General features: G+C 58.2%; 15 protein-coding genes. 10 read left to right on the top strand and 5 right to left on the bottom strand.

All coding sequences use genetic code 11. The features are described 5' to 3' along the window. Positions 1–109: 109 nt before the first annotated feature. The 5 genes from H1Y61_RS15855 to dmeF all read left to right on the top strand — a co-directional run bounded on the left by H1Y61_RS15855 (position 110) and on the right by dmeF (position 6,353). Complete coding sequence (locus H1Y61_RS15855; RefSeq protein WP_180573172.1) at positions 110–2,422, top strand: Tex family protein; 2,313 nt, start codon at positions 110–112, stop codon at positions 2,420–2,422. A 234-nt stretch (positions 2,423–2,656) separates the two neighbouring features. Then, on the top strand, positions 2,657–3,913 hold the full coding sequence (locus H1Y61_RS15850) for an SAM-dependent methyltransferase (protein WP_180573171.1): 1,257 nt from the start codon (positions 2,657–2,659) through the stop codon (positions 3,911–3,913). A gap of 72 nt (positions 3,914–3,985) precedes the next feature. Next, complete coding sequence (gene ubiA / locus H1Y61_RS15845) at positions 3,986–4,939, top strand: 4-hydroxybenzoate octaprenyltransferase (protein ID WP_015915102.1); 954 nt, start codon at positions 3,986–3,988, stop codon at positions 4,937–4,939. A gap of 74 nt (positions 4,940–5,013) precedes the next feature. After that, a complete protein-coding gene (locus H1Y61_RS15840) occupies positions 5,014–5,289 on the top strand; it encodes a metal/formaldehyde-sensitive transcriptional repressor (RefSeq protein WP_015915103.1) in 276 nt (91 codons plus the stop codon). Next, positions 5,286–6,353: a CDF family Co(II)/Ni(II) efflux transporter DmeF gene (dmeF, locus tag H1Y61_RS15835; RefSeq protein ID WP_180573170.1), complete on the top strand. Its 1,068-nt coding sequence runs from the start codon at positions 5,286–5,288 to the stop codon at positions 6,351–6,353. Before H1Y61_RS15840 ends, dmeF begins: the two co-directional genes overlap by 4 nt. A 121-nt stretch (positions 6,354–6,474) precedes the next feature. On the opposite strand, the gene H1Y61_RS15830 is transcribed toward dmeF, so the two are convergent. Further along, positions 6,475–7,056: a DUF6101 family protein gene (locus tag H1Y61_RS15830; protein ID WP_015915105.1), complete on the bottom strand. Its 582-nt coding sequence runs from the start codon at positions 7,054–7,056 to the stop codon at positions 6,475–6,477. Between the two features lie 709 nt (positions 7,057–7,765). Here H1Y61_RS15830 and H1Y61_RS15825 point away from each other — a divergent pair. The 4 genes from H1Y61_RS15825 to modC all read left to right on the top strand — a co-directional run bounded on the left by H1Y61_RS15825 (position 7,766) and on the right by modC (position 12,664). Then, complete coding sequence (locus H1Y61_RS15825; RefSeq protein ID WP_180573169.1) at positions 7,766–9,949, top strand: DUF1217 domain-containing protein; 2,184 nt, start codon at positions 7,766–7,768, stop codon at positions 9,947–9,949. 102 nt (positions 9,950–10,051) lie between these two features. Continuing rightward, positions 10,052–10,852 (top strand): molybdate ABC transporter substrate-binding protein, encoded by an 801-nt coding sequence (gene modA, locus H1Y61_RS15820; protein WP_235680768.1) that lies wholly within the window; start codon positions 10,052–10,054, stop codon positions 10,850–10,852. Between the two features lie 31 nt (positions 10,853–10,883). After that, positions 10,884–11,579, top strand: a complete 696-nt coding sequence (modB, locus tag H1Y61_RS15815) for a molybdate ABC transporter permease subunit (RefSeq protein WP_174110115.1) — start codon at positions 10,884–10,886, stop codon at positions 11,577–11,579. Continuing rightward, entirely contained in the window at positions 11,579–12,664 is a 1,086-nt protein-coding gene (gene modC / locus H1Y61_RS15810) for a molybdenum ABC transporter ATP-binding protein (protein ID WP_322790776.1), read from the top strand. Before modB ends, modC begins: the two co-directional genes overlap by 1 nt. A 98-nt stretch (positions 12,665–12,762) precedes the next feature. On the opposite strand, the gene H1Y61_RS15805 is transcribed toward modC, so the two are convergent. From H1Y61_RS15805 to H1Y61_RS15790, 4 genes are all read right to left on the bottom strand, one after another. Beyond that, positions 12,763–13,527, bottom strand: a complete 765-nt coding sequence (locus H1Y61_RS15805; RefSeq protein ID WP_180573167.1) for a class I SAM-dependent methyltransferase — start codon at positions 13,525–13,527, stop codon at positions 12,763–12,765. A gap of 238 nt (positions 13,528–13,765) precedes the next feature. Further along, positions 13,766–14,164, bottom strand: coding sequence for a winged helix-turn-helix domain-containing protein (locus tag H1Y61_RS15800; protein WP_180573166.1), 399 nt, complete (start codon positions 14,162–14,164; stop codon positions 13,766–13,768). After that, a complete protein-coding gene (locus tag H1Y61_RS15795; protein ID WP_180573165.1) occupies positions 14,164–15,594 on the bottom strand; it encodes an FAD-binding oxidoreductase in 1,431 nt (476 codons plus the stop codon). The genes H1Y61_RS15800 and H1Y61_RS15795 overlap by 1 nt, the downstream gene beginning before the upstream one ends. Positions 15,595–15,649: 55 nt before the next feature. Further along, a complete protein-coding gene (locus tag H1Y61_RS15790; protein ID WP_180573164.1) occupies positions 15,650–16,621 on the bottom strand; it encodes an L-threonylcarbamoyladenylate synthase in 972 nt (323 codons plus the stop codon). A 208-nt stretch (positions 16,622–16,829) separates the two neighbouring features. Between H1Y61_RS15790 and H1Y61_RS15785 the strand changes: the two genes are divergently transcribed. After that, a complete protein-coding gene (locus tag H1Y61_RS15785) occupies positions 16,830–17,900 on the top strand; it encodes a GGDEF domain-containing protein (RefSeq protein WP_015915113.1) in 1,071 nt (356 codons plus the stop codon). The last annotated feature ends 170 nt before the right edge of the window (positions 17,901–18,070 follow it).

Here is an 18,070-nt window from a genome sequence, read left to right as displayed (position 1 = left end):
CCCACAGGTTGATCTTCTGGCGGCTTTCCTGTGGAGTCGCGTCGCTTGGCTGTTGTGTTGCCCGATTGGCTGGCTACAGTGCGCGCCGCACGATTGAGAAGGAAGTTTCATGGCCGACGATATCAAATCCATTGCCGCACTGATTGCGAGCGAGATCAATGCCCGAGCCGATCAGGTGATCTCCGCGGTGGATTTGTTGGATGGTGGTGCCACCGTTCCCTTCATCGCCCGCTACCGCAAAGAAGTCACCGGTGGGCTGGATGATACGCAATTGCGCAATCTGGCCGAGCGCTTGACCTATCTGCGCGAGCTTGGTGCGCGCCGCAAGGCGATTGTCGATAGCATCACCTCGCAAGACAAGATGACCGATGAACTGGCCATCAAGATTGCCCGCACCACCACCAAGGCCGAGCTGGAAGACATCTATCTGCCCTACAAGCCCAAGCGCCGCACCCGCGCTGAAATCGCCCGCGAAAAAGGGCTGGAGCCGCTGGCCAATGCCATTTGGGAAGACCGGACCAGCGATCCGGTCAGGCTGGCAGAGGCCTATGTGAAGGGCGAAGTGGCTGACGTCAAAGCGGCACTGGAAGGCGCGCGCGATATCGTGGCCGAAGCCATGGCGGAAAATGCCGACCTGTTGAAGAGCCTGCGCACTTACCTGAAAGACAAGGCCATTCTCTATGCCAAGGTGGTCGATGGCAAACAGGCGTCTGGCGAGAAATTTGCCGATTATTTCGACCATTTCGAGCGCTGGGCCACCGTGCCGGGCCATCGGGCCTTGGCTATGCTGCGCGGCTGGAACGAAGAAATTCTGACGCTGACCATCGAGGCGGACAAGGACGACACTTCACTGATCAAGCCCACCCATCGGATGATTGCGTCAGCCTATCAGATCGGCCAAAAAGGCCCCGCCGACCAATGGCTGATGGAGGTGGCGGGCTGGACTTGGCGGGTGAAGCTCTCCATGTCACTGTCACTGGACTTGATGCGTGATCTGCGGGAGCGGGCCGAGGAAGAGGCGATCCACGTTTTTGCTCGCAATCTCAAGGATTTGCTGTTGGCAGCCCCTGCTGGTTCGCGGCCCACCATGGGGCTTGATCCGGGTATCCGCACCGGCGTGAAAGTCGCTGTGGTCGATGGCACTGGCAAGGTGCTGGAGACGACGACCGTCTATCCTTTCCCACCCAAGAATGACATTCGCGGCACGCAGGCCGAACTGGCGGGCTTGATCCGCAAGCATGGCGTTGATCTGATCTCCATCGGCAATGGCACCGGCAGCCGTGAGACGGAAAAGCTGGTGGCCGATATGCTGACGCAATTGCCCGCGACCGGCAAAAAGCCCACCAAGGTGATCGTCTCGGAAGCAGGCGCCTCGGTCTATTCGGCGTCGGAACTGGCTGCCAAGGAATTCCCCAATCTCGATGTCTCCTTGCGTGGGGCCGTGTCCATTGCCCGCCGCTTGCAGGACCCGTTGGCGGAACTGGTGAAGATCGACCCAAAATCCATCGGTGTTGGCCAGTATCAGCATGATGTTGATCAGGGCCGTCTAGGCCGTTCGCTGGATGCCGTGGTTGAAGATGCGGTGAATGCGGTGGGTGTCGATCTCAACACCGCATCGGCTCCGCTGCTGGCGCGGGTTTCGGGTCTCGGCGGCTCAATAGCCGAGGCGATTGTCGCGCATCGTGACCAGACCGGGCCGTTTTCCAGCCGCAAGGAATTGCTGAAAGTGGCCCGGCTGGGTGCGCGCACGTTTGAGCAATGCGCCGGATTCCTGCGCATTCCCGATGGCAAGGAGCCGCTGGATGCTTCGTCTGTTCACCCGGAAGCTTACGGCGTCGCCAAGAAAATCGTTGCGGCCTGCGGGCGAGATCTACGCACGTTGATGGGCGACAGCAGCCTGTTGAAAGGGTTGGACCCGCGCCAGTTCGTTGATGAGCAATTCGGTCTGCCCACGGTGAAGGACATTCTGGCTGAGCTGGAAAAGCCGGGCCGTGACCCACGCCCCAGCTTCAAGACTGCCACCTTTGCCGATGGGGTGGAGGAAATCACCGACCTGAAACCCGGCATGTTGCTGGAAGGCACGGTCACCAATGTCGCGGCCTTCGGGGCCTTTGTCGATATTGGCGTGCATCAGGATGGCTTGGTGCATGTGTCGCAATTGGCCGACAAATTCGTCAAGGACCCGCATGAAGTGGTGAAAGCCGGTGATGTGGTGAAAGTCCGGGTGGTGGAAGTGGATGTGAAGCGCAAGCGCATTGCGCTGACCATGCGCAAGGATGGTGGCGAAGCCCCACCACCATCGGCTCGTGACAATCGTGGCCCGGCGGTGATGCGCAATGTCAATCCGAAACCGGCCCGTGATGAAAAGCCCGCGATGGGTGGCTTGGGTGCGGCACTGGCCGAGGCGATGCGTAAGAAATAACGCCTCACCAGTATTAGCCCGCAAACCGATGTCCGTTTTTCGATCCGATGGACCGTAAACTATTGCGGGAACACAAAGCACGCGCACATCCTGAGGTGAGTGCGTGTTTTGCTTTTCGGAAAAGTTCCCTGGATTTTTGAAAATTATGTGACAAAAGCATACTTGTCAGCGCGATTGGAGAGGATAGGGTTGCCATTAGCGGACAGGCAATCTCTTTCCTTTCAGGAGGTGTCAATGGCATCGTCTCTTCGTGGCATGTTGATGAGAATCATCCGAAAAGGCACGCTGGAGGTCATCGGGGCCGATGGCCAGGTGCAGCGTTTCGGTGATGGTTCGGGACCGCCGATTGCGATCCATTTTTTCGATGACGAGGCGGAAGACGAGATTTACCGCGATGCGCAGCTGAAGCTGGGTGAGATCTACATGCAGGGCCGGATGGCCTTCGAAAAAGGCGATATTTACGATCTGTTGGCGCTGGTGAAAACCAATACGCTGGTCTCCGACCTGACCTTTCCGATGCTCTGGCGCGGCCTGCTGCGGGTGGTGGCGGCGAAAGCGCGGGGAGCTTTGCCGGTTAATCGCAATCAGCGCAATGTGGCCCACCATTACGATCTCAGCGCCAAGCTGTTCGACCTGTTTCTAGACGAAGACTGGCAATATTCCTGCGCCTATTTCAATCCGCCGGGCATTTCGCTGGAGGAGGCGCAATTGGCGAAGAAACGCCATATTGCCGCAAAGCTGATGGCAGAGCCTGGCCAGCGGGTGTTGGAAATCGGCTCCGGTTGGGGCGGCATGGCGATCTATCTGGCGGAAACCTGCGGGGTCGATGTCAGCGGTATCACGCTTAGCGAAGAACAGTTGAAGGTGTCGCGCGAACGGGCGCGCAAGCGCGGTCTCGGTGACAGGCTGCGTTTCGACTTGCAGGATTACCGCACACTGAAGTCTCAGCCTTTTGATCGGCTGGTGTCGGTTGGCATGTTCGAGCATGTCGGCCCAACCCATTACCGGCATTATTTCCGCAAGGTCCACGAGCTGATGCAGGATGATGGGGTGATGATCCTGCATTCCATCGGCCAGCCGTATCCGGCGCTCTACAACAATCCGTTTTTCGAGAAATATATCTTTCCCGGCGGCTATATTCCCTCGCTTGCCGAAGTCCTTCCGGCCATCGAAAAATCCGGCCTGCTGGTGGCCGATTGCGAAATTCTGCCGATGCATTACGCCCATACGCTGCGCCATTGGCGAAACCGGTTCATGGCACGCCGCGATGAGGCGGCGCGGCTTTATGACGAGCGCTTCGTGCGGATGTGGGAATTTTACCTCGCAGGCTCCGAAATGGCCTTCACCCATGAGGATTTTTTCATTTTCCAGCTGCAAATCACCAAGAAGCGGATAAGCGTACCTGACAATCGCGACTATATCGCCGCACGTGAAGAGGCGCTGAAGGCGGCGGAAACGTTGCGCGCACCCTTGGAAAAAGTGCTGTTCTGAACGAGCTGGTGTCTGTTGGCCAAGGCTTAAGGATAGTTTTCTTGGTCGCGAATTTGGGCTATCACGTCAGACATGAGCACCGCCAGCGACACCACCGCCCGCGTCCAGGACGCGCTTTCCGATAATTGGGTCTACCGCCTGCTGCCACGGGCGGTCTGGCCCTATGCGCAGCTGGCGCGCTGGGACCGGCCAATCGGCTGGGAATTGCTGATGTGGCCGTGCTTCTGGTCATCGGCGCTGGCAGCCAATTTTCTTGCCTCCAGGGACGCGCTGCTGGTCTGGACCTTCATCGCCCACCTCCTGCTGTTCTTTGTTGGCGCCGTTGTCATGCGCGGTGCTGGCTGCACCTATAATGATCTGGTCGATGAGACGATCGATATGGAAGTGGCCCGCACCCGTTCGCGCCCCTTGCCTTCGGGGCGGGTGACGCGGGGCCAAGCCAAGCTGTTCATCGTCGCGCAGTTGGTGGTGGGCGCTGCCGTGCTATTCTGCTTCAACGGCTTTTCCATCCTGCTTGGCCTGGCGTCGCTGGCCATCGTGGTGATCTATCCCTTCGCCAAGCGGTTTACCGATTGGCCGCAGTTTTTCCTTGGTCTGGCTTTTTCCTGGGGTGGGTTGATGGGCTGGGCCGGGTTGACCGGGTCGATGTCTATCGCCGCCGTGCTGCTCTATATCGCTGCCGTGGTCTGGACCATTGGCTATGACACGATCTATGCCCATCAGGACAAGGAGGACGACGCCCTGATTGGCGTGCGCTCCACCGCAAGGCTGTTTGCCGAGGACACCAAGATCTGGCTGACCGGATTTTACGGCGCGATGGGCCTGTTGCTGGCCCTGTCCTTCGTGCTGGCCGGTGCCGGTTTCCCCGCCTATCTCGGACTGCTGGTGGCGCTCGTTCTGCTCGGCTACCAGATCAAAGTGCTGGATATCCATAATCCGGTTCAGTGTCTGGCGCTGTTCAAGCTGAATGGCAAGGTTGGGCTGATTCTGTTCATCGGTCTGGTTGCTTCTATTCCCTTCGCCTGATCACTCGGCCCGACAGCTGCGGAATATAAGAATATTCTTGTGTTTCGTCTCAAAATAGGGTACCCCCCTATATTATGAGCCATACAATCAAACACCAGGCCAAGCTTCTCGCCCGCATCCGCCGGATGAAGGGACAGATGGAGGCCATCGAAACCGCGCTTCTGGCGGAAAAGCCGTGCAGCGATATCATGAACCTGACGGCCTCGGTGCGGGGAGCCCTGACCGGGCTGATGACCGAACTGGTCGAGGAGCATATCCGCGAGCATATCGTTGCCGAAAATCTCGATGCATCCGAGCGTCATCACGGTGCCGACGAACTCATTGACGTGATCAGGAGCTACCTGAAATGACCCTGGACCCGACGTCTCACGGCCACGATTCTCATCAGCATCACCCTCATGAGCACCATCCGCATGGGCAAGGCGATCATGCCCACCCGCATCCGCATGGGCCGGGCAATTGCCACAGCCATGTCTTCCTTGGGCGGAACCATCAGCGCAACGAGCGCCGCACCTGGGCGGTGATTGGCGTCACCACAGTGATGATGGTGGTGGAAATTGTCGCGGGTAATCTGTTCGGCTCCATGGCGCTGACGGCGGATGGCTGGCATATGGCCACCCATGCGGGGGCGATTTTTGTGTCGGCGCTGGCCTATAGCCTGGCGCGGCGTCATGCGGGCAATAGTGGCTTTACCTTCGGAACCGGCAAATTCGGTGATCTGGCTGCCTTTTCCAGTGCGATCTTTCTCGGCCTCGTGGCTGTTATCATTGCCTGGGAAAGCCTCTGGCGGGTGTTTCAGCCGGTCGCCATTAACTTTACCGAGGCCATCGTCATCGCCAGTATCGGTTTAGCGGTCAACCTGGTCTGCGCCCTGCTGCTTCAGGAAGACCATCATCACGGGCATGGACATGGGCATAAACATGACCATGGGCATCACGAGCACGGCCATCACGCCCATTCGGACGCGTCCGGCAGCCATGGCGGTAGCGACCGCAACTTGCGGGCTGCCTATATCCATGTGCTTGCGGATGCGCTGACATCGGTGATGGCGATTGCCGCCTTGCTGCTTGGCAGTTTTTTCGGCTGGCTCTGGCTCGATCCGCTGATCGGCGTTGTCGGTGCGCTGGTCATCGGCAGTTGGGCCTTCGGCCTGATGCGCGATAGCGGCATGGTCCTGCTCGATCATGTCTCGGATGGCGAAGACCTCTCCGGCACTATCCGCCGGGTGATCGAAGCGGAAGGGGCCGATATTGCCGATCTTCACGTTTGGCAATTGGGGCCCGGTCATCACGGTGCGATCGTTTCGCTGGTGGCGCGCGAGCCGCACTCTCCTGCCTGGTACCGCGAAAAATTGTCCCAGATTGCCGCTTTGTCGCATGTGACTGTCGAGGTTGAGCGCGCCGAGGCAGCATAATTGCCGCCAACGTTCAGACATGGGGCAAGACATTTTCCGGGGTGCGTCGCCTCAAAACGAAACATGGCCCGCCTTTTCCGGTGAGCCATGTTAAAATATTCGCGTATCGACAACCGCTCTGTTAACGGCGGGCGATGATTTCCTTGCCGGAAATTTTCATCGCAACACCCAGCGAACCGGTTGTGCGGCGGACCAGGAAGCGCGGACGGCGCTCTGCGAAATAGGAATGGCGGCGGCGGCTGCGCGGCGGTTCGGCGCGCAATTCGCCCAGATGCTCTTCCAGCGGCCGGGCAACCCCATCAGCCTCGACCATCAGCATCGGAATGCGGAAGGTTTCGGCCCAGCTGCGCCAGTCGGCGGCAATGTCACAGAGATCATGGGCAACCAGCAGCGGAATGCACAGGTCCGGATCAGCATGATGCAGTTCCAGCGTCACGGTCACTTCGCCATTGCCATGGTCGATGGCGCGGGCAGCAATCCCTTTGAAAGCCCGGGCCGGAAGGGCAAATGACATCGGCAAGCCGCTGGCCGGCAGGATCTTGCGCAGCACGGCACCGCGCTCGTCGAGTGTAACGGAGACATTTCCGGAAGCACCAGGGCCGGAAGCATCGCGCAACGTATAAGTCACATGTTGCGGAAACCGTGATGGTTCCAGTCGAAACGTTGCTCCAGCCCATACGGGCTTCATAACCGTGTTCGTCATCTTACTACCCTTGTTTTACCTGAGAGCCGTTATTGCATCTGCTCTTTTCACTGGGACTTTTCGTCCTCTGAGGCCAAAGATAGCCTTGCCGGGTTCCGGACCGCTTAAAAATCGCGGTTAAGAAAACTTTGCCGTTCCAGATGGTTATCGAATTGCCAGCGCTAACGGTTTCGATTTGGTGAACGGCTTTTGTAAAATTGTGAAGGATTAGTTAAGAGTATTCTACTATGTTTGAATGATAATGCTACGACAACCTGCGTCGGTCACCAACCTTTATTGGTATGATAGGTGAATGTTACGATACGTGTAGAACTGCCGTAAAATTGCTTTCGGGTTGTGTTTGGCAGGTTGTAGTTTGAATGCCGCGAATGGAATGCGGCGGGCGCCAGGCATGTGAGTATCTCTTGTGAGTATCTCTTGCTTGACGCCATTCTGCCTTGCGGCAAAAGCCAGGAGCAAGGCAGGTAGGCCATGATGGGTTACCCGACATCCGCATGACGCAACCGGCCAGGGGTGGCCACGGCATAATTCTTTAAACGGGAATCGGTTTAAAGGGAAAATTATGCAGCAGATATAAAAGCTACAGCGAGCTTTGTGCGCCATATATGACGCACGGCGCTGTGGGGGCAGGGTCATGCGGTGATTGAGGGCGTTGCAGCCAGGGACGTGGCGGGCGGCGCTTTTGGAGCTTATCGAGGAACGCAGTGCCATGGTGTCTACTTATGTCGGCTATGATCTTGTCAATCGCGATATGAAAGCGAGCCTGAAGCGTGTGTCTCAGGAGCCTGAGGTGGCCCGCGAGCAGAAATATTACCAGGAGAATATCGGCAAGGTCAAAACCGTCGACGACTTCATGAACGACGACCGGCTCTACCAATATACGATGAAGGCCAACGGCCTGGAAGACATGACCTATGCCAAGGCCTTCATGAAAAAGGTGCTGGAAAGCGATCTGTCCGACGAAAACAGCTATGCCAACAAACTGGCCGACGACCGTTACCGCGATTTTGCCCGGTCCTTCAATTTTTCCGCCGAGACCGCCGATATCCAGACCGACAAGCAGGAAGAGGATGTGATTGGCCTTTACAAGCAATCGCTTGTCACCGAAGGCGACGATGCCAAGGAAGAGGTGCAATATTACGATTCCGCTATCGACAAGGTCACCAATGTCGATGACCTCTTGAAGAACAGTCGCCTGACCAAATTCGTGCTGGAATCCTATGGGCTCGACACCAAATATTATTCCACCGACCATTTGAAAAAGATCCTGACCAGCGATGTCAGCGACAGCACCAGCTACGTCAACACGCTGACCACCAACAAGTCTGATTACCTGAAAATCGCCAACGCCTTCTCGTTTAATACCGATGGCTCGCTGAAGAACGCGACGGCCCAGACCTCCGAGCAGAAAACGGAGATGGAAGATCTCTATCTGGAGGAGGTTCCCAGCACCGAGACCGCCTACCGGGCCGAGCGCGAAGCCGCTTACTACAAGGAAAAGATCGCCACTGTCACCAAGGCCTCGGATATAACAGGGGATTCGCGGCTGTTCAGCTATGTGAAGACAGCGCTGGGCATGGACAAGAACACGCTGAAATCCACCTTTGAGAATATCGTCACCAGCGATCTCAACGACGCCAACAGCTATGCCAATACCCAGGGCAAGGTGAAGGGAGAGTATGCGAAGATCGCTGCCATGTTCAACTTCGACACCAGCGGTAATGCCACGGCTGGAAACGCCCAGAGCGAGACCCAGCTGGCCCAGACCGCCAGCGGCTATATGACCAATTACGATGATCAGGACCAAGCGGATCTCAGCAGCCTAACCACCTATTATTCCACCCAGATGAAATCCATTACCAAGGTTGACGACCTGCTCGGCAATGAGAAAATCTACAATATGGTCATGAAGGCCTATGGTATCGAAACGGACGAGTTTTCCAAGGCGGACCTGAAAAAGGTTCTGACCAGCGATATGAACGATCCCAAGAGCTATGCCAACAAGACCAGGGACGAGCGGCTGATCAGCCTGGCGTCCGCCTTCAATTTCAAGGAGGATGGGACGGCTGATGTGCCGCTTCTGGCCCAATCGGAGCGCACCATTACCGAGGTGGCCAAGGACTATATCGTCCAGAAAACTCGCTTTCTGGAGGGCAAGGAACAGACCGACGCCAAGACCGCGGCGGAGGCGGATTCCAAATATTACCAGGAAAATATCGTCAAGGTCACATCCGTCACCGATTTGCTCAAGGATCGTAAACTGGTGGATTTTGGCCTGACTGCGCAGGGGCTCGACCCGAAAGATGTCAGCGACGACATGCTCAAGCAGTTGTTTTCATCTGATCTCACCGATCCTAAAAGCTTTGCTAACACCCAGGCCGACGAAGGCTATGCGAAATTCGTCGCCTCCTATAATTTCGATAGTAGCGGCAAGATTTCCCAGGAAAATGCCGATGGTGTGCAGAACCGCAGTGAGACCTTTAACACCGAAAATCTCTATCTGCACCAGACCCTTGAAAACGAACAGGGCGAAAGCGACCAGGGTGTGCGCCTTGCCCTTTACTGGGATCGCATGTCGTCGACCATTACCTCGGCCTATGACATTCTCGGCGATACAGCGCTGCTGGAAGTGTTCCGCACCGCCTATAGCCTGCCCAGCGACATGAGCAATATGGATATCGAGCAGCAGAAAAAGGTCATTGAGAAGAAAATGGACCTGAAGGATCTGAGTGATCCTGAAAAGCAGAAGAAATTCCTGCAACGCTTTACGGCCATGTATGACCTAGAAAATAATACCGGCTCCTCGGCCAATGCCGCGCTAACCATTCTCGGTGGCAGCTCCTCGACCAGCGGCATCAGCGCCAGCCTGCTCGAATCGGTCAACAGCCTGTAAAATCTACACGGTCGTTCCCGCTTGCCCCTATCTGTGGTAATCGATATATCTGGTCGGATACATCGATCCAAAAGGGAATATGGGATGAAGGCAGGTTGGAAAATGTTGGCCAAAGCCAGAACGACAATCAGGGATCGGCTGCTGGCGATCCTGATGGCCTTGAGCCTCTTCGTCGCCCCCCAGGCGGTTGCCGCCGACCGTAGCCTGACGGTATTCGCCGCCGCCAGCCTGAAAGAAACGATGAGCAAGATTGCCGATGATTGGAAGGCTGAGACCGGCCGGGAGGTCAAGCTGTCCTTCGCCGCCTCCTCGGCATTGGCAAAGCAGATTGATGAAGGCGCCCCCGCCGACCTGTTCATCTCCGCCGACCTCAACTGGATGGACCATCTCGACCAGGGCGGCGAACTTGTGCCGGGCAGCCGTGTCAACCTGCTGGGCAACCGGATCGTGCTGGTAGCGGCATCGTCGTCCACGGTCACGACAAAAATTGCCCCTGGTTTCGATCTGGCTGGGCTTTTGGGGGGTGAGCGGCTGGCCATGGGCAATGTTTCCTCTGTGCCAGCCGGGGTCTACGGCAAGGCGGCGCTGGAAAATCTCGGGGTGTGGGCGAGTGTCAAGGACAAGGTTGCACAGGCCGATAATGTCCGCGCCGCATTGCTGCTGGTGTCGCGTCAGGAAGCGCCGCTCGGCATCGTCTATGAAACAGATGCCAGGGTTGATCCAGGCGTGAAGATCCTTGACCGGTTCCCGGAAAATTCCCATCCCGCCATCGTCTATCCGGCAGCGGTGCTGAAGGCCTCCACCAATCTCGATGCCAAGGCGTTTCTCGCCTATCTGCAACAGGTGAAAGCTGCGGATGTGTTCAGGACTGCCGGGTTTACGGTGTTGGCGAAGATCAATTGACAAATCCTGTCAACGTGTGGCCCGTAGAGCCATGATTGACGCGCTCTCCGCTGACGAAATCACCGCGATCCTGCTGAGCCTGAAAGTGGCGCTGACGGCGGTTGCGGTCTCGCTGCCGCTTGGCATCGGCATGGCCTGGGTGTTGTCGCGCACCTCTTTCCTAGGCCGCAGCCTGCTGGACGGTGTGGTGCATCTGCCGTTGATCCTGCCGCCTGTGGTCACCGGCTATCTGCTGCTGATCACCTTCGGGCGGCGCGGCGCGGTCGGCGCCTTTCTGGATCAATGGTTCGGGCTGGTGTTTTCCTTTCGCTGGACAGGGGCGGCGCTCGCCTCCGGCATTATGGGTTTTCCCTTGATGGTGCGCGCTATCCGCCTGTCATTGGACGGGGTGGACCGCAAGCTGGAAACGGCAGCAGCCACGCTCGGCGCATCGCCGATCATGGTGTTCTTCACCGTTACCCTGCCGCTGATCCTGCCCGGTATCGCTGCCGGTGCCGTGCTGGCCTTTGCCAAGGCGATGGGTGAGTTTGGCGCGACGATTACCTTCGTGTCGAATATTCCCGGCGAAACCCAGACCTTGTCCGCCGCCATCTATACCTATACCCAGGTGCCGGGCGGCGATGCTGGCGCGCTGCGTTTGACGCTGGTTTCCATCGTCCTTTCGCTGCTGGCGCTGCTTGCCTCCGAGCTGCTGACCCGGCGGCTGACCGTGCGAATGGCGGGCTGATGCTGGAAATTAATATCCGCCACCGGCAGGGAATGTTTGATCTTGAAGCCGATCTTCAACTGGGGCCGGGGTTGACGGCGCTGTTTGGCCCATCCGGATCGGGCAAGACCACGATGATCAATGCCGTCGCCGGGTTGATCCGCCCCGACCGTGGTCGGATCACCTTCGACGGTAGGGTCTGGAGCGATGCGCAGAGCGGCATTTTCCTGCCACCGCATCGCCGCCGGATCGGCTATGTCTTCCAGGAGGCGCGGCTTTTCCCACACTTGAGCGTGCGGGCCAATCTCACCTATGGCCGGTATTTCACCCCGAAAGCCGAACGGCGCGAAGACTTGTCCCGGATCTGCGATCTGCTCGGGATCACCGATTTGCTGGACCGTGTACCTAATGGGCTGTCGGGTGGAGAAAAGCAGCGGGTGGCCATTGCCCGCGCCCTGATGGCGAGCCCGAAACTTCTGCTGATGGACGAACCGCTCTCGGCGCTGGACGCCGCCCTCAAGGCACAGATCCTGCCTTATATCGAGCGGATTCGCGATGAGGCAGGGGTGCCGATCCTCTATGTCAGCCATGCGGTTGAGGAAGTCACCCGGCTGGCCAGCCGGGTGGTCACGATGAGCAAAGGCCGCGCAGCAAGGGTGGACGCGGGCGAGGGGGCTTTGCTTCATCTGCCAAGGCTCGGCGACAGCCGCCCCGGTAGCTTTCTGCATGCCCATGTCTGCGGCCACGCCCGCGAAGAAGGCCTGACGCTGGCGACAAGCCCTGCGGGTCCGCTCTACCTGAAATATGCCGATCTACCCATTGGCACCCCGATCCGCCTGTTCGTCGCCGCCAGCGATTTGGTGCTGGCAACCGGCGAGACAGGCCAGCTCTCCACCCTCAATCGTTTGTCAGGCCGGGTACAGGCGATTTTCGAGGCTGGCCCCGGCATCGTCATCAGGGTCGATTGCTCCGGCCAGGTCATCGACGCCGAAATCACCCGCCGCTCGCTGAACGCTCTGGATCTGGCACCCGGCAAGCCGGTTTCGGTGCTGTTCAAGGCGGTCTCGGTGGAGGCCGGAGGTGTTTATCGTGAGGCGACACAGTGAGATGATCGCTGACGTGAAGCGATCTTGTCCCTCTGTGGCTCATCAGCGATTTTCACTGGCTTGGCTTGGCTTGGCTTGCTTTGCCTGACGCTTGTTCTTCAGCTCGCAGCCTTTTGGGCGATAAAGCCACACCACGCCTTACCCTCTCTCGGGAAACGCATCCATGGGCGCATGATCCGGGTCCGTTCGCCAAAGAACTGTTTAAGGCTATAGGTGACGCCGCCTTTCCCGCTTACCGTAAAGTCGTTGCCTTCCGCCCAGCACAGGTTCCACTGATGGAAGCCCTGCCATTTCTCGGCGACGGCCTCGTCGGCGAAGCCATGGACAATCAGGAAGCCTCCGGGCTTGGTCACCTTAAGCATTTCATCCAATCCAACCAGAGGATTGGCGACGTGATCGAGCGCATTGCGAATATGCGTGACGTCGAACTCATCAGCGCCGAACGTCTGACTGAGTTCCTCGACAGGACACGCCACCGGCAGAACGAGCCCCGTATATTTGGTCGGGTCCCATAGCGTGATATAATCATCTGCGAGAGGGTCTGCCGCGTGCAACTCGACCTTCTCTCCGGCAAAGCTACGCGAGAACATGCTCACTGGACCTGACCCGATGTCGAGCACCTTCGGCACAAGGCCGTGCACATTCTGTGCAACCGCGTATCCTTTGATGAACAGCTCTACATCCGCATCAATTTCAGGGTTAGGTTCACGGACGCAAAAGTTATCGATGAACCTCTCGCTTCGGCAAAACTCGCGCCAAAAGTTAATTTCGTCCTCGCGCCCGGCATCGCGAAGCGATTGGGAGATAGTTTCAATATTTTCGGTATCGCGGAGTTTTCCAGTCAGTGTTCTCAGCAAGCCCATTACAATCCCCCTCTGTTGTCCGAGGATTTATCATTCGAATGGGTCGAGGTGAAGTGAGGTTTTGGATAATTTAAGTATAGTTATAACATATAATCAATTGTATTTAAATGAAAAGAACGACTATAGAATAGATATTGGATAAGTTGGCTGAGGTTGTTGACGAAAAATTAGACTTTACCTACGGTAGATTTGTTGTTCGGTATAAAATGGCAATGACCGATAGCGGTATGCGTCTCCATCACCCGGACGTTGGCATAGGCTTCGCCGCCATCGCCTCCAGCCAGGCGAGATCCTCGGCCAGTGTGTTGCGGATAGTGGCATCCATAGCTAGCGCCCGCGCCAGCAACGCCTCGCCAAAGGGTGTGAGAGCAGCGCCGCCGCCGCTTTTGCCGCCGTGGCGGGTGGCGATGGACGGCTCCCTGAACATCCGGTTGATTTCGTCGGCCAAAAGCCAGGCGCGGCGGTAGGACATGCCCATGGCAGCGCCCGCCGCGCGGATCGAGCCATGCTGGCCAATCAGCCGCAGCAATTGCACCTTGCCCGGCCCTAGCCGCGCGCCATTGGCCAGATCGATCCTAAACAGCACCTTGTCTGATGCCGGGCGCGGATCGTCGTGGGAAGGCACTGTGTCCGCCATCAGCCGGGCACCACCTTGCCCGGGTTCATGATGCCAGCCGGGTCGAAGGCCTGCTTGATGCGGGTCATCAGCACGGTTTCGATGTCCGGTCTTGTCTGCGCCAATTCCTGGCGTTTCAGCTGGCCGACGCCGTGTTCGGCCGAAATCGAGCCGCCATGGGCGCGGACGATATCATGCACGACCTTATTGATTTCGCGCCAGCGGCCAATGAACTGCGCCTTGTCAGCGCCGATCGGCTGGCTGATGTTATAATGGATATTGCCATCGCCCAGGTGGCCGAACGCGCAAACCCGCGCGCCGGGCATGGCGGCGAGCACGGCTGCTTCCGCTTGCCGCATGAAGGCTGGAACCTGGGCAATTGGCACGGAAATATCGTGCTTGATCGAGCCGCCTTCCGGCTTTTGCGCATCCGACATGCTTTCACGCATGTGCCAGAGCGCCTTTTGCTGCGCCACCGAACCGGCGACCACGGCATCTTCAATCAGCCCGGCCTCTACGCCCTGTTCCAGCACGTCATGCAGCATGGTTTTCGCCGTCTCCGCCGCATCGGATGTGGCAATATCGACCAGCACATACCAGTCATGAACGGAGGCCAGCGGATCACGGACATTGGGAATGTGGCGGCTGGTGAAATCGACGCCGATGCGCGGCATCAGCTCGAAACCGGTCAGGGCTGGCCCGCAGAGCGCGCTGGCCTTTTCAAACAGCGCCAAGGCTTCCACCGGTGATTTCAGCCCGACGAAGGCGACTTCATGACCAAGCGGCTGCGGATAGAGTTTCAGCACGGCTCCGGTAATCACCCCCAGCGTGCCTTCTGCGCCGATAAACAGGTCGCGCAGGTCATAGCCGCTATTGTCCTTTTTCAACCGCCGCAAGCCATTCCATATCTCGCCGGTCGGCAGCACCACTTCGAGGCCCAGGCATAGTTGGCGCATATTGCCATAGACCAGCACGGCGGTGCCGCCAGCATTGGTGGCGAGATTGCCGCCGATCCGGCAGGAGCCTTCCGAACCGAGCGACAGCGGAAACAGCCGGTTGACGTCGGCGGCTGCCTTCTGGATGTCGGCCAGAATGCAGCCCGCATCGGCGACGATCACATTGCCGACCGGATCGACCTCGCGCACCGTGTTCATCCGCTCCAGCGACAGAAGAATATCGCTGGAATTGTCGCGTGGCACCTGTCCGCCGACCAGACCGGTGCCGCCACTGACCGGCACGATCGGGCTTTTCGTCTCGCTGGCCAGTGCCAGGATCCTGGAGACTTCTTCGGTGGAGCCGGGCTTTAGCACCAGCGGCGAGGCACCATGGTAAAGGCCACGATTTTCGGTGAGATAGGGGGTGATATCAGCCTGATCGGTCAAGGCATTTGTGGGGCCGACAATGGCGATGAACCGCTCGAGCAGGGCGGCGGAAAGGGGCATGTCAGTCATGGCATCTCGTCCTTGTTATTCTATCGCCGCACACCATCATCACGTGGTGCAGCCATCATCGTGGTGCAGCGGCCCGCTCCAGCCGGTCATTGATTGCATCTCCCAGCCCATGGGTGGGAATGGCGGCGAAGGCAATGCGGGCAGCGCCGCTGGCATCGGCCCGCTTCATGAAGCTGAACAGATTGGCGGCGGCTTCAGTGAGGTCGCCATCTGCACTCAAATTGAGCACGAGGGCAGCCTTTTCAAGCCCTTGCGGGACGGCGGAGCCAAAAGTGATCACCGCCTCATCGGCAAAAACCGAGGTTACATTCAGCCGCACGGCAGCCTCCGGGGCATAATGGGAGGCCAGCATGCCCGGCGCCTCGATGATCGCGCCTGCCTTTTGCGGGCGGATCACCCGCAACCCCGTTGCGTCTTCCACCGCCTCAACCGAAAGCCCGCCGGGCCGCAGCAGCCGGATCTGGCCGTCTTCTACCTTCAGAATGGTGGATTCGACCCCGACACCCGCCGCTTCGGCATCGAGGATCAGCGGGATTTTCGCCCCCAGATCCTCCTCAACATGGGCAGCTGTCGTCGGGCTGATCTTGCCCGACGTATTGGCGCTTGGGGCGGCCAGCGGCTTGCCGAAGGCGGCGATCAACGTGGCAGCAAAGCCCAGGGGCATGCGCAGGCCAACCGTGTCCAGCCCGGCAGTTGCCAGCGGATGAATGGCGCAGTGTGGGGCTAGCGGCACGATCAGTGTTAGCGGCCCCGGCCAAAACCGCTCCGCCAATTGCCGCGACAAGGGATCGAAAACCCCGTAGCGCTCGGCCATGGCGAGGTCGGCGACGTGGCAGATCAGCGGATTGAACTGCGGGCGGCCCTTGGTCTCGTAAATCCGGGTGATGGCCTGCGGATTGGTGGCATCCGCCGCCAGCCCATAGACGGTTTCTGTCGGCATGGCGATCACTTCCCCGGCCCCTAGCAGGGGCAGGGCGGCACGGATGGCCGGTTCGGGGGATGTGATGACGGAGAGACGCTGTGCCATGCCTGCCTAATTATCGCTGTTTCCCCGGTGAAATAGCCTGACCCGGCCCCCGGAGCAAATGACTTTTATGAACGCGCCTCCATCTTGCAGGCCTGCTTTTCACAGTCTCTTCACCAATCCATAAAATTTTAAATACAGCTGTAACCGAAAGAAAGAAGTGTCGCGCTACTCTGCGTTCAATCAATGATTCGATGTGGGGAAGCATCCGATGCAGCCTATGAAAAATCCGGCCTCCAGCATTGCACTGCGTGTTGCGACTGCCATGCATCAGATGGGGATCGAGGGTCTGCCGCGCAATTACGAACTGGTCTATGAGGCCTATTCCGGTAGCAATCCGGATCTGGTGCGCGAGTTCATTGCGCTCGGCAAGGTCAAGACCCAGGATGCGCTGGACGCACTCGGTCGCAAATATCTGCCCCATCACCATGAAGACGGTCTTCTGGCCCGTCATAATAACAAGGTACGTGCCGAAATGAGCAGCTTCATCAGCCTGCTCAACCAGGAAAAACTGTCGCTGACCGATTATGGCCGCCTGATCGGCGACGCCACCAAGGGCATCCTGACCGACACCGATCTCGGCAATCCGGAACTCAGCCGCTCCATTCAGGCGCTGAAGGCCGCCACCGACCAGCGCGTTGCTGAAAACAGCAATGTCGTCAAAACCGTGGTGGAAAAGACCGAGCAGCTCGCCGATGTGCAGCGCGAGGCCGATCAGGTGGAACAGGCGAAATTCGTCGATCCGCTGACCGGCATGGGCAGCCGCCGTGCCTTTAATAAAGCCTTGGCAAAGGTCTATGCCAATCCGGCCCTGCCGACGCTGTGCGGTCTGGCGGTCGGTGAAATCGACGATTTCGCCAAGCTTGCTGATCATCTCGGCCCAACCGTCACCGAACGCTTCATCAAGCAGATCGCCAAGGTGGTGAAGGCCGTGGCTGGCAAGGACGACCTCGCCTGCCGCTTCGATGGCAGCCGCTTCGGCCTGTTGTTCTACACGTCCGACCAGGACGAAATCAGCCGCATCGTCAACGCCGTGCGTGTCAAGCTGAAGGCCACCGCTGTGGTCAATGCCGGCTCTAACGGCTCACTCGCCGCACTCACCATGTCCTTCGGCATCTGCCTTTCCGAACAGGCCCCCAACGCTTTCGACTTGATGAGCTATTCCGAACGTGCCCTCACGGCCTCCAAATCCTCCGGCGGCGATACCGTGACCCTCTATGGCGTGACAGAAAACAGCTATGTGCCGAAGGATTGGCTGATCTACAAGCCGCATGTGGTGTGATGTAACAGTCTATCCAATAATCGCCGCTCGCCGTCTGCAAATGGCAATTTCTCCGCTTGACTGCTTCATTCGCATTTCCAAACGGAAAACCGCTTCGCACTTTTCCTGGAATGCTTGTACTCACGTACATTAAGTACGCTCCGTTCCGGTTCTCAAAATCACCATTTTCG

Source organism: Agrobacterium vitis, assembly GCF_013426735.1.
Classification (GTDB): Bacteria; Pseudomonadota; Alphaproteobacteria; order Rhizobiales; family Rhizobiaceae; genus Allorhizobium; species Allorhizobium vitis_D.
This window is presented reverse-complemented; position numbering and strand designations above follow the sequence as displayed.

Coding starts and splice junctions, on each gene's coding strand:
- H1Y61_RS15855 (WP_180573172.1), top strand. CDS start 110: ATGGCCGACGATATCAAATCCATTGCCGCACTGATTGCGAGCGAGATC.
- H1Y61_RS15850 (WP_180573171.1), top strand. CDS start 2,657: ATGGCATCGTCTCTTCGTGGCATGTTGATGAGAATCATCCGAAAAGGC.
- ubiA (WP_015915102.1), top strand. CDS start 3,986: ATGAGCACCGCCAGCGACACCACCGCCCGCGTCCAGGACGCGCTTTCC.
- H1Y61_RS15840 (WP_015915103.1), top strand. CDS start 5,014: ATGAGCCATACAATCAAACACCAGGCCAAGCTTCTCGCCCGCATCCGC.
- dmeF (WP_180573170.1), top strand. CDS start 5,286: ATGACCCTGGACCCGACGTCTCACGGCCACGATTCTCATCAGCATCAC.
- H1Y61_RS15830 (WP_015915105.1), bottom strand. CDS start 7,056: ATGACGAACACGGTTATGAAGCCCGTATGGGCTGGAGCAACGTTTCGA.
- H1Y61_RS15825 (WP_180573169.1), top strand. CDS start 7,766: ATGGTGTCTACTTATGTCGGCTATGATCTTGTCAATCGCGATATGAAA.
- modA (WP_235680768.1), top strand. CDS start 10,052: ATGTTGGCCAAAGCCAGAACGACAATCAGGGATCGGCTGCTGGCGATC.
- modB (WP_174110115.1), top strand. CDS start 10,884: ATGATTGACGCGCTCTCCGCTGACGAAATCACCGCGATCCTGCTGAGC.
- modC (WP_322790776.1), top strand. CDS start 11,579: ATGCTGGAAATTAATATCCGCCACCGGCAGGGAATGTTTGATCTTGAA.
- H1Y61_RS15805 (WP_180573167.1), bottom strand. CDS start 13,527: ATGGGCTTGCTGAGAACACTGACTGGAAAACTCCGCGATACCGAAAAT.
- H1Y61_RS15800 (WP_180573166.1), bottom strand. CDS start 14,164: ATGGCGGACACAGTGCCTTCCCACGACGATCCGCGCCCGGCATCAGAC.
- H1Y61_RS15795 (WP_180573165.1), bottom strand. CDS start 15,594: ATGACTGACATGCCCCTTTCCGCCGCCCTGCTCGAGCGGTTCATCGCC.
- H1Y61_RS15790 (WP_180573164.1), bottom strand. CDS start 16,621: ATGGCACAGCGTCTCTCCGTCATCACATCCCCCGAACCGGCCATCCGT.
- H1Y61_RS15785 (WP_015915113.1), top strand. CDS start 16,830: ATGCAGCCTATGAAAAATCCGGCCTCCAGCATTGCACTGCGTGTTGCG.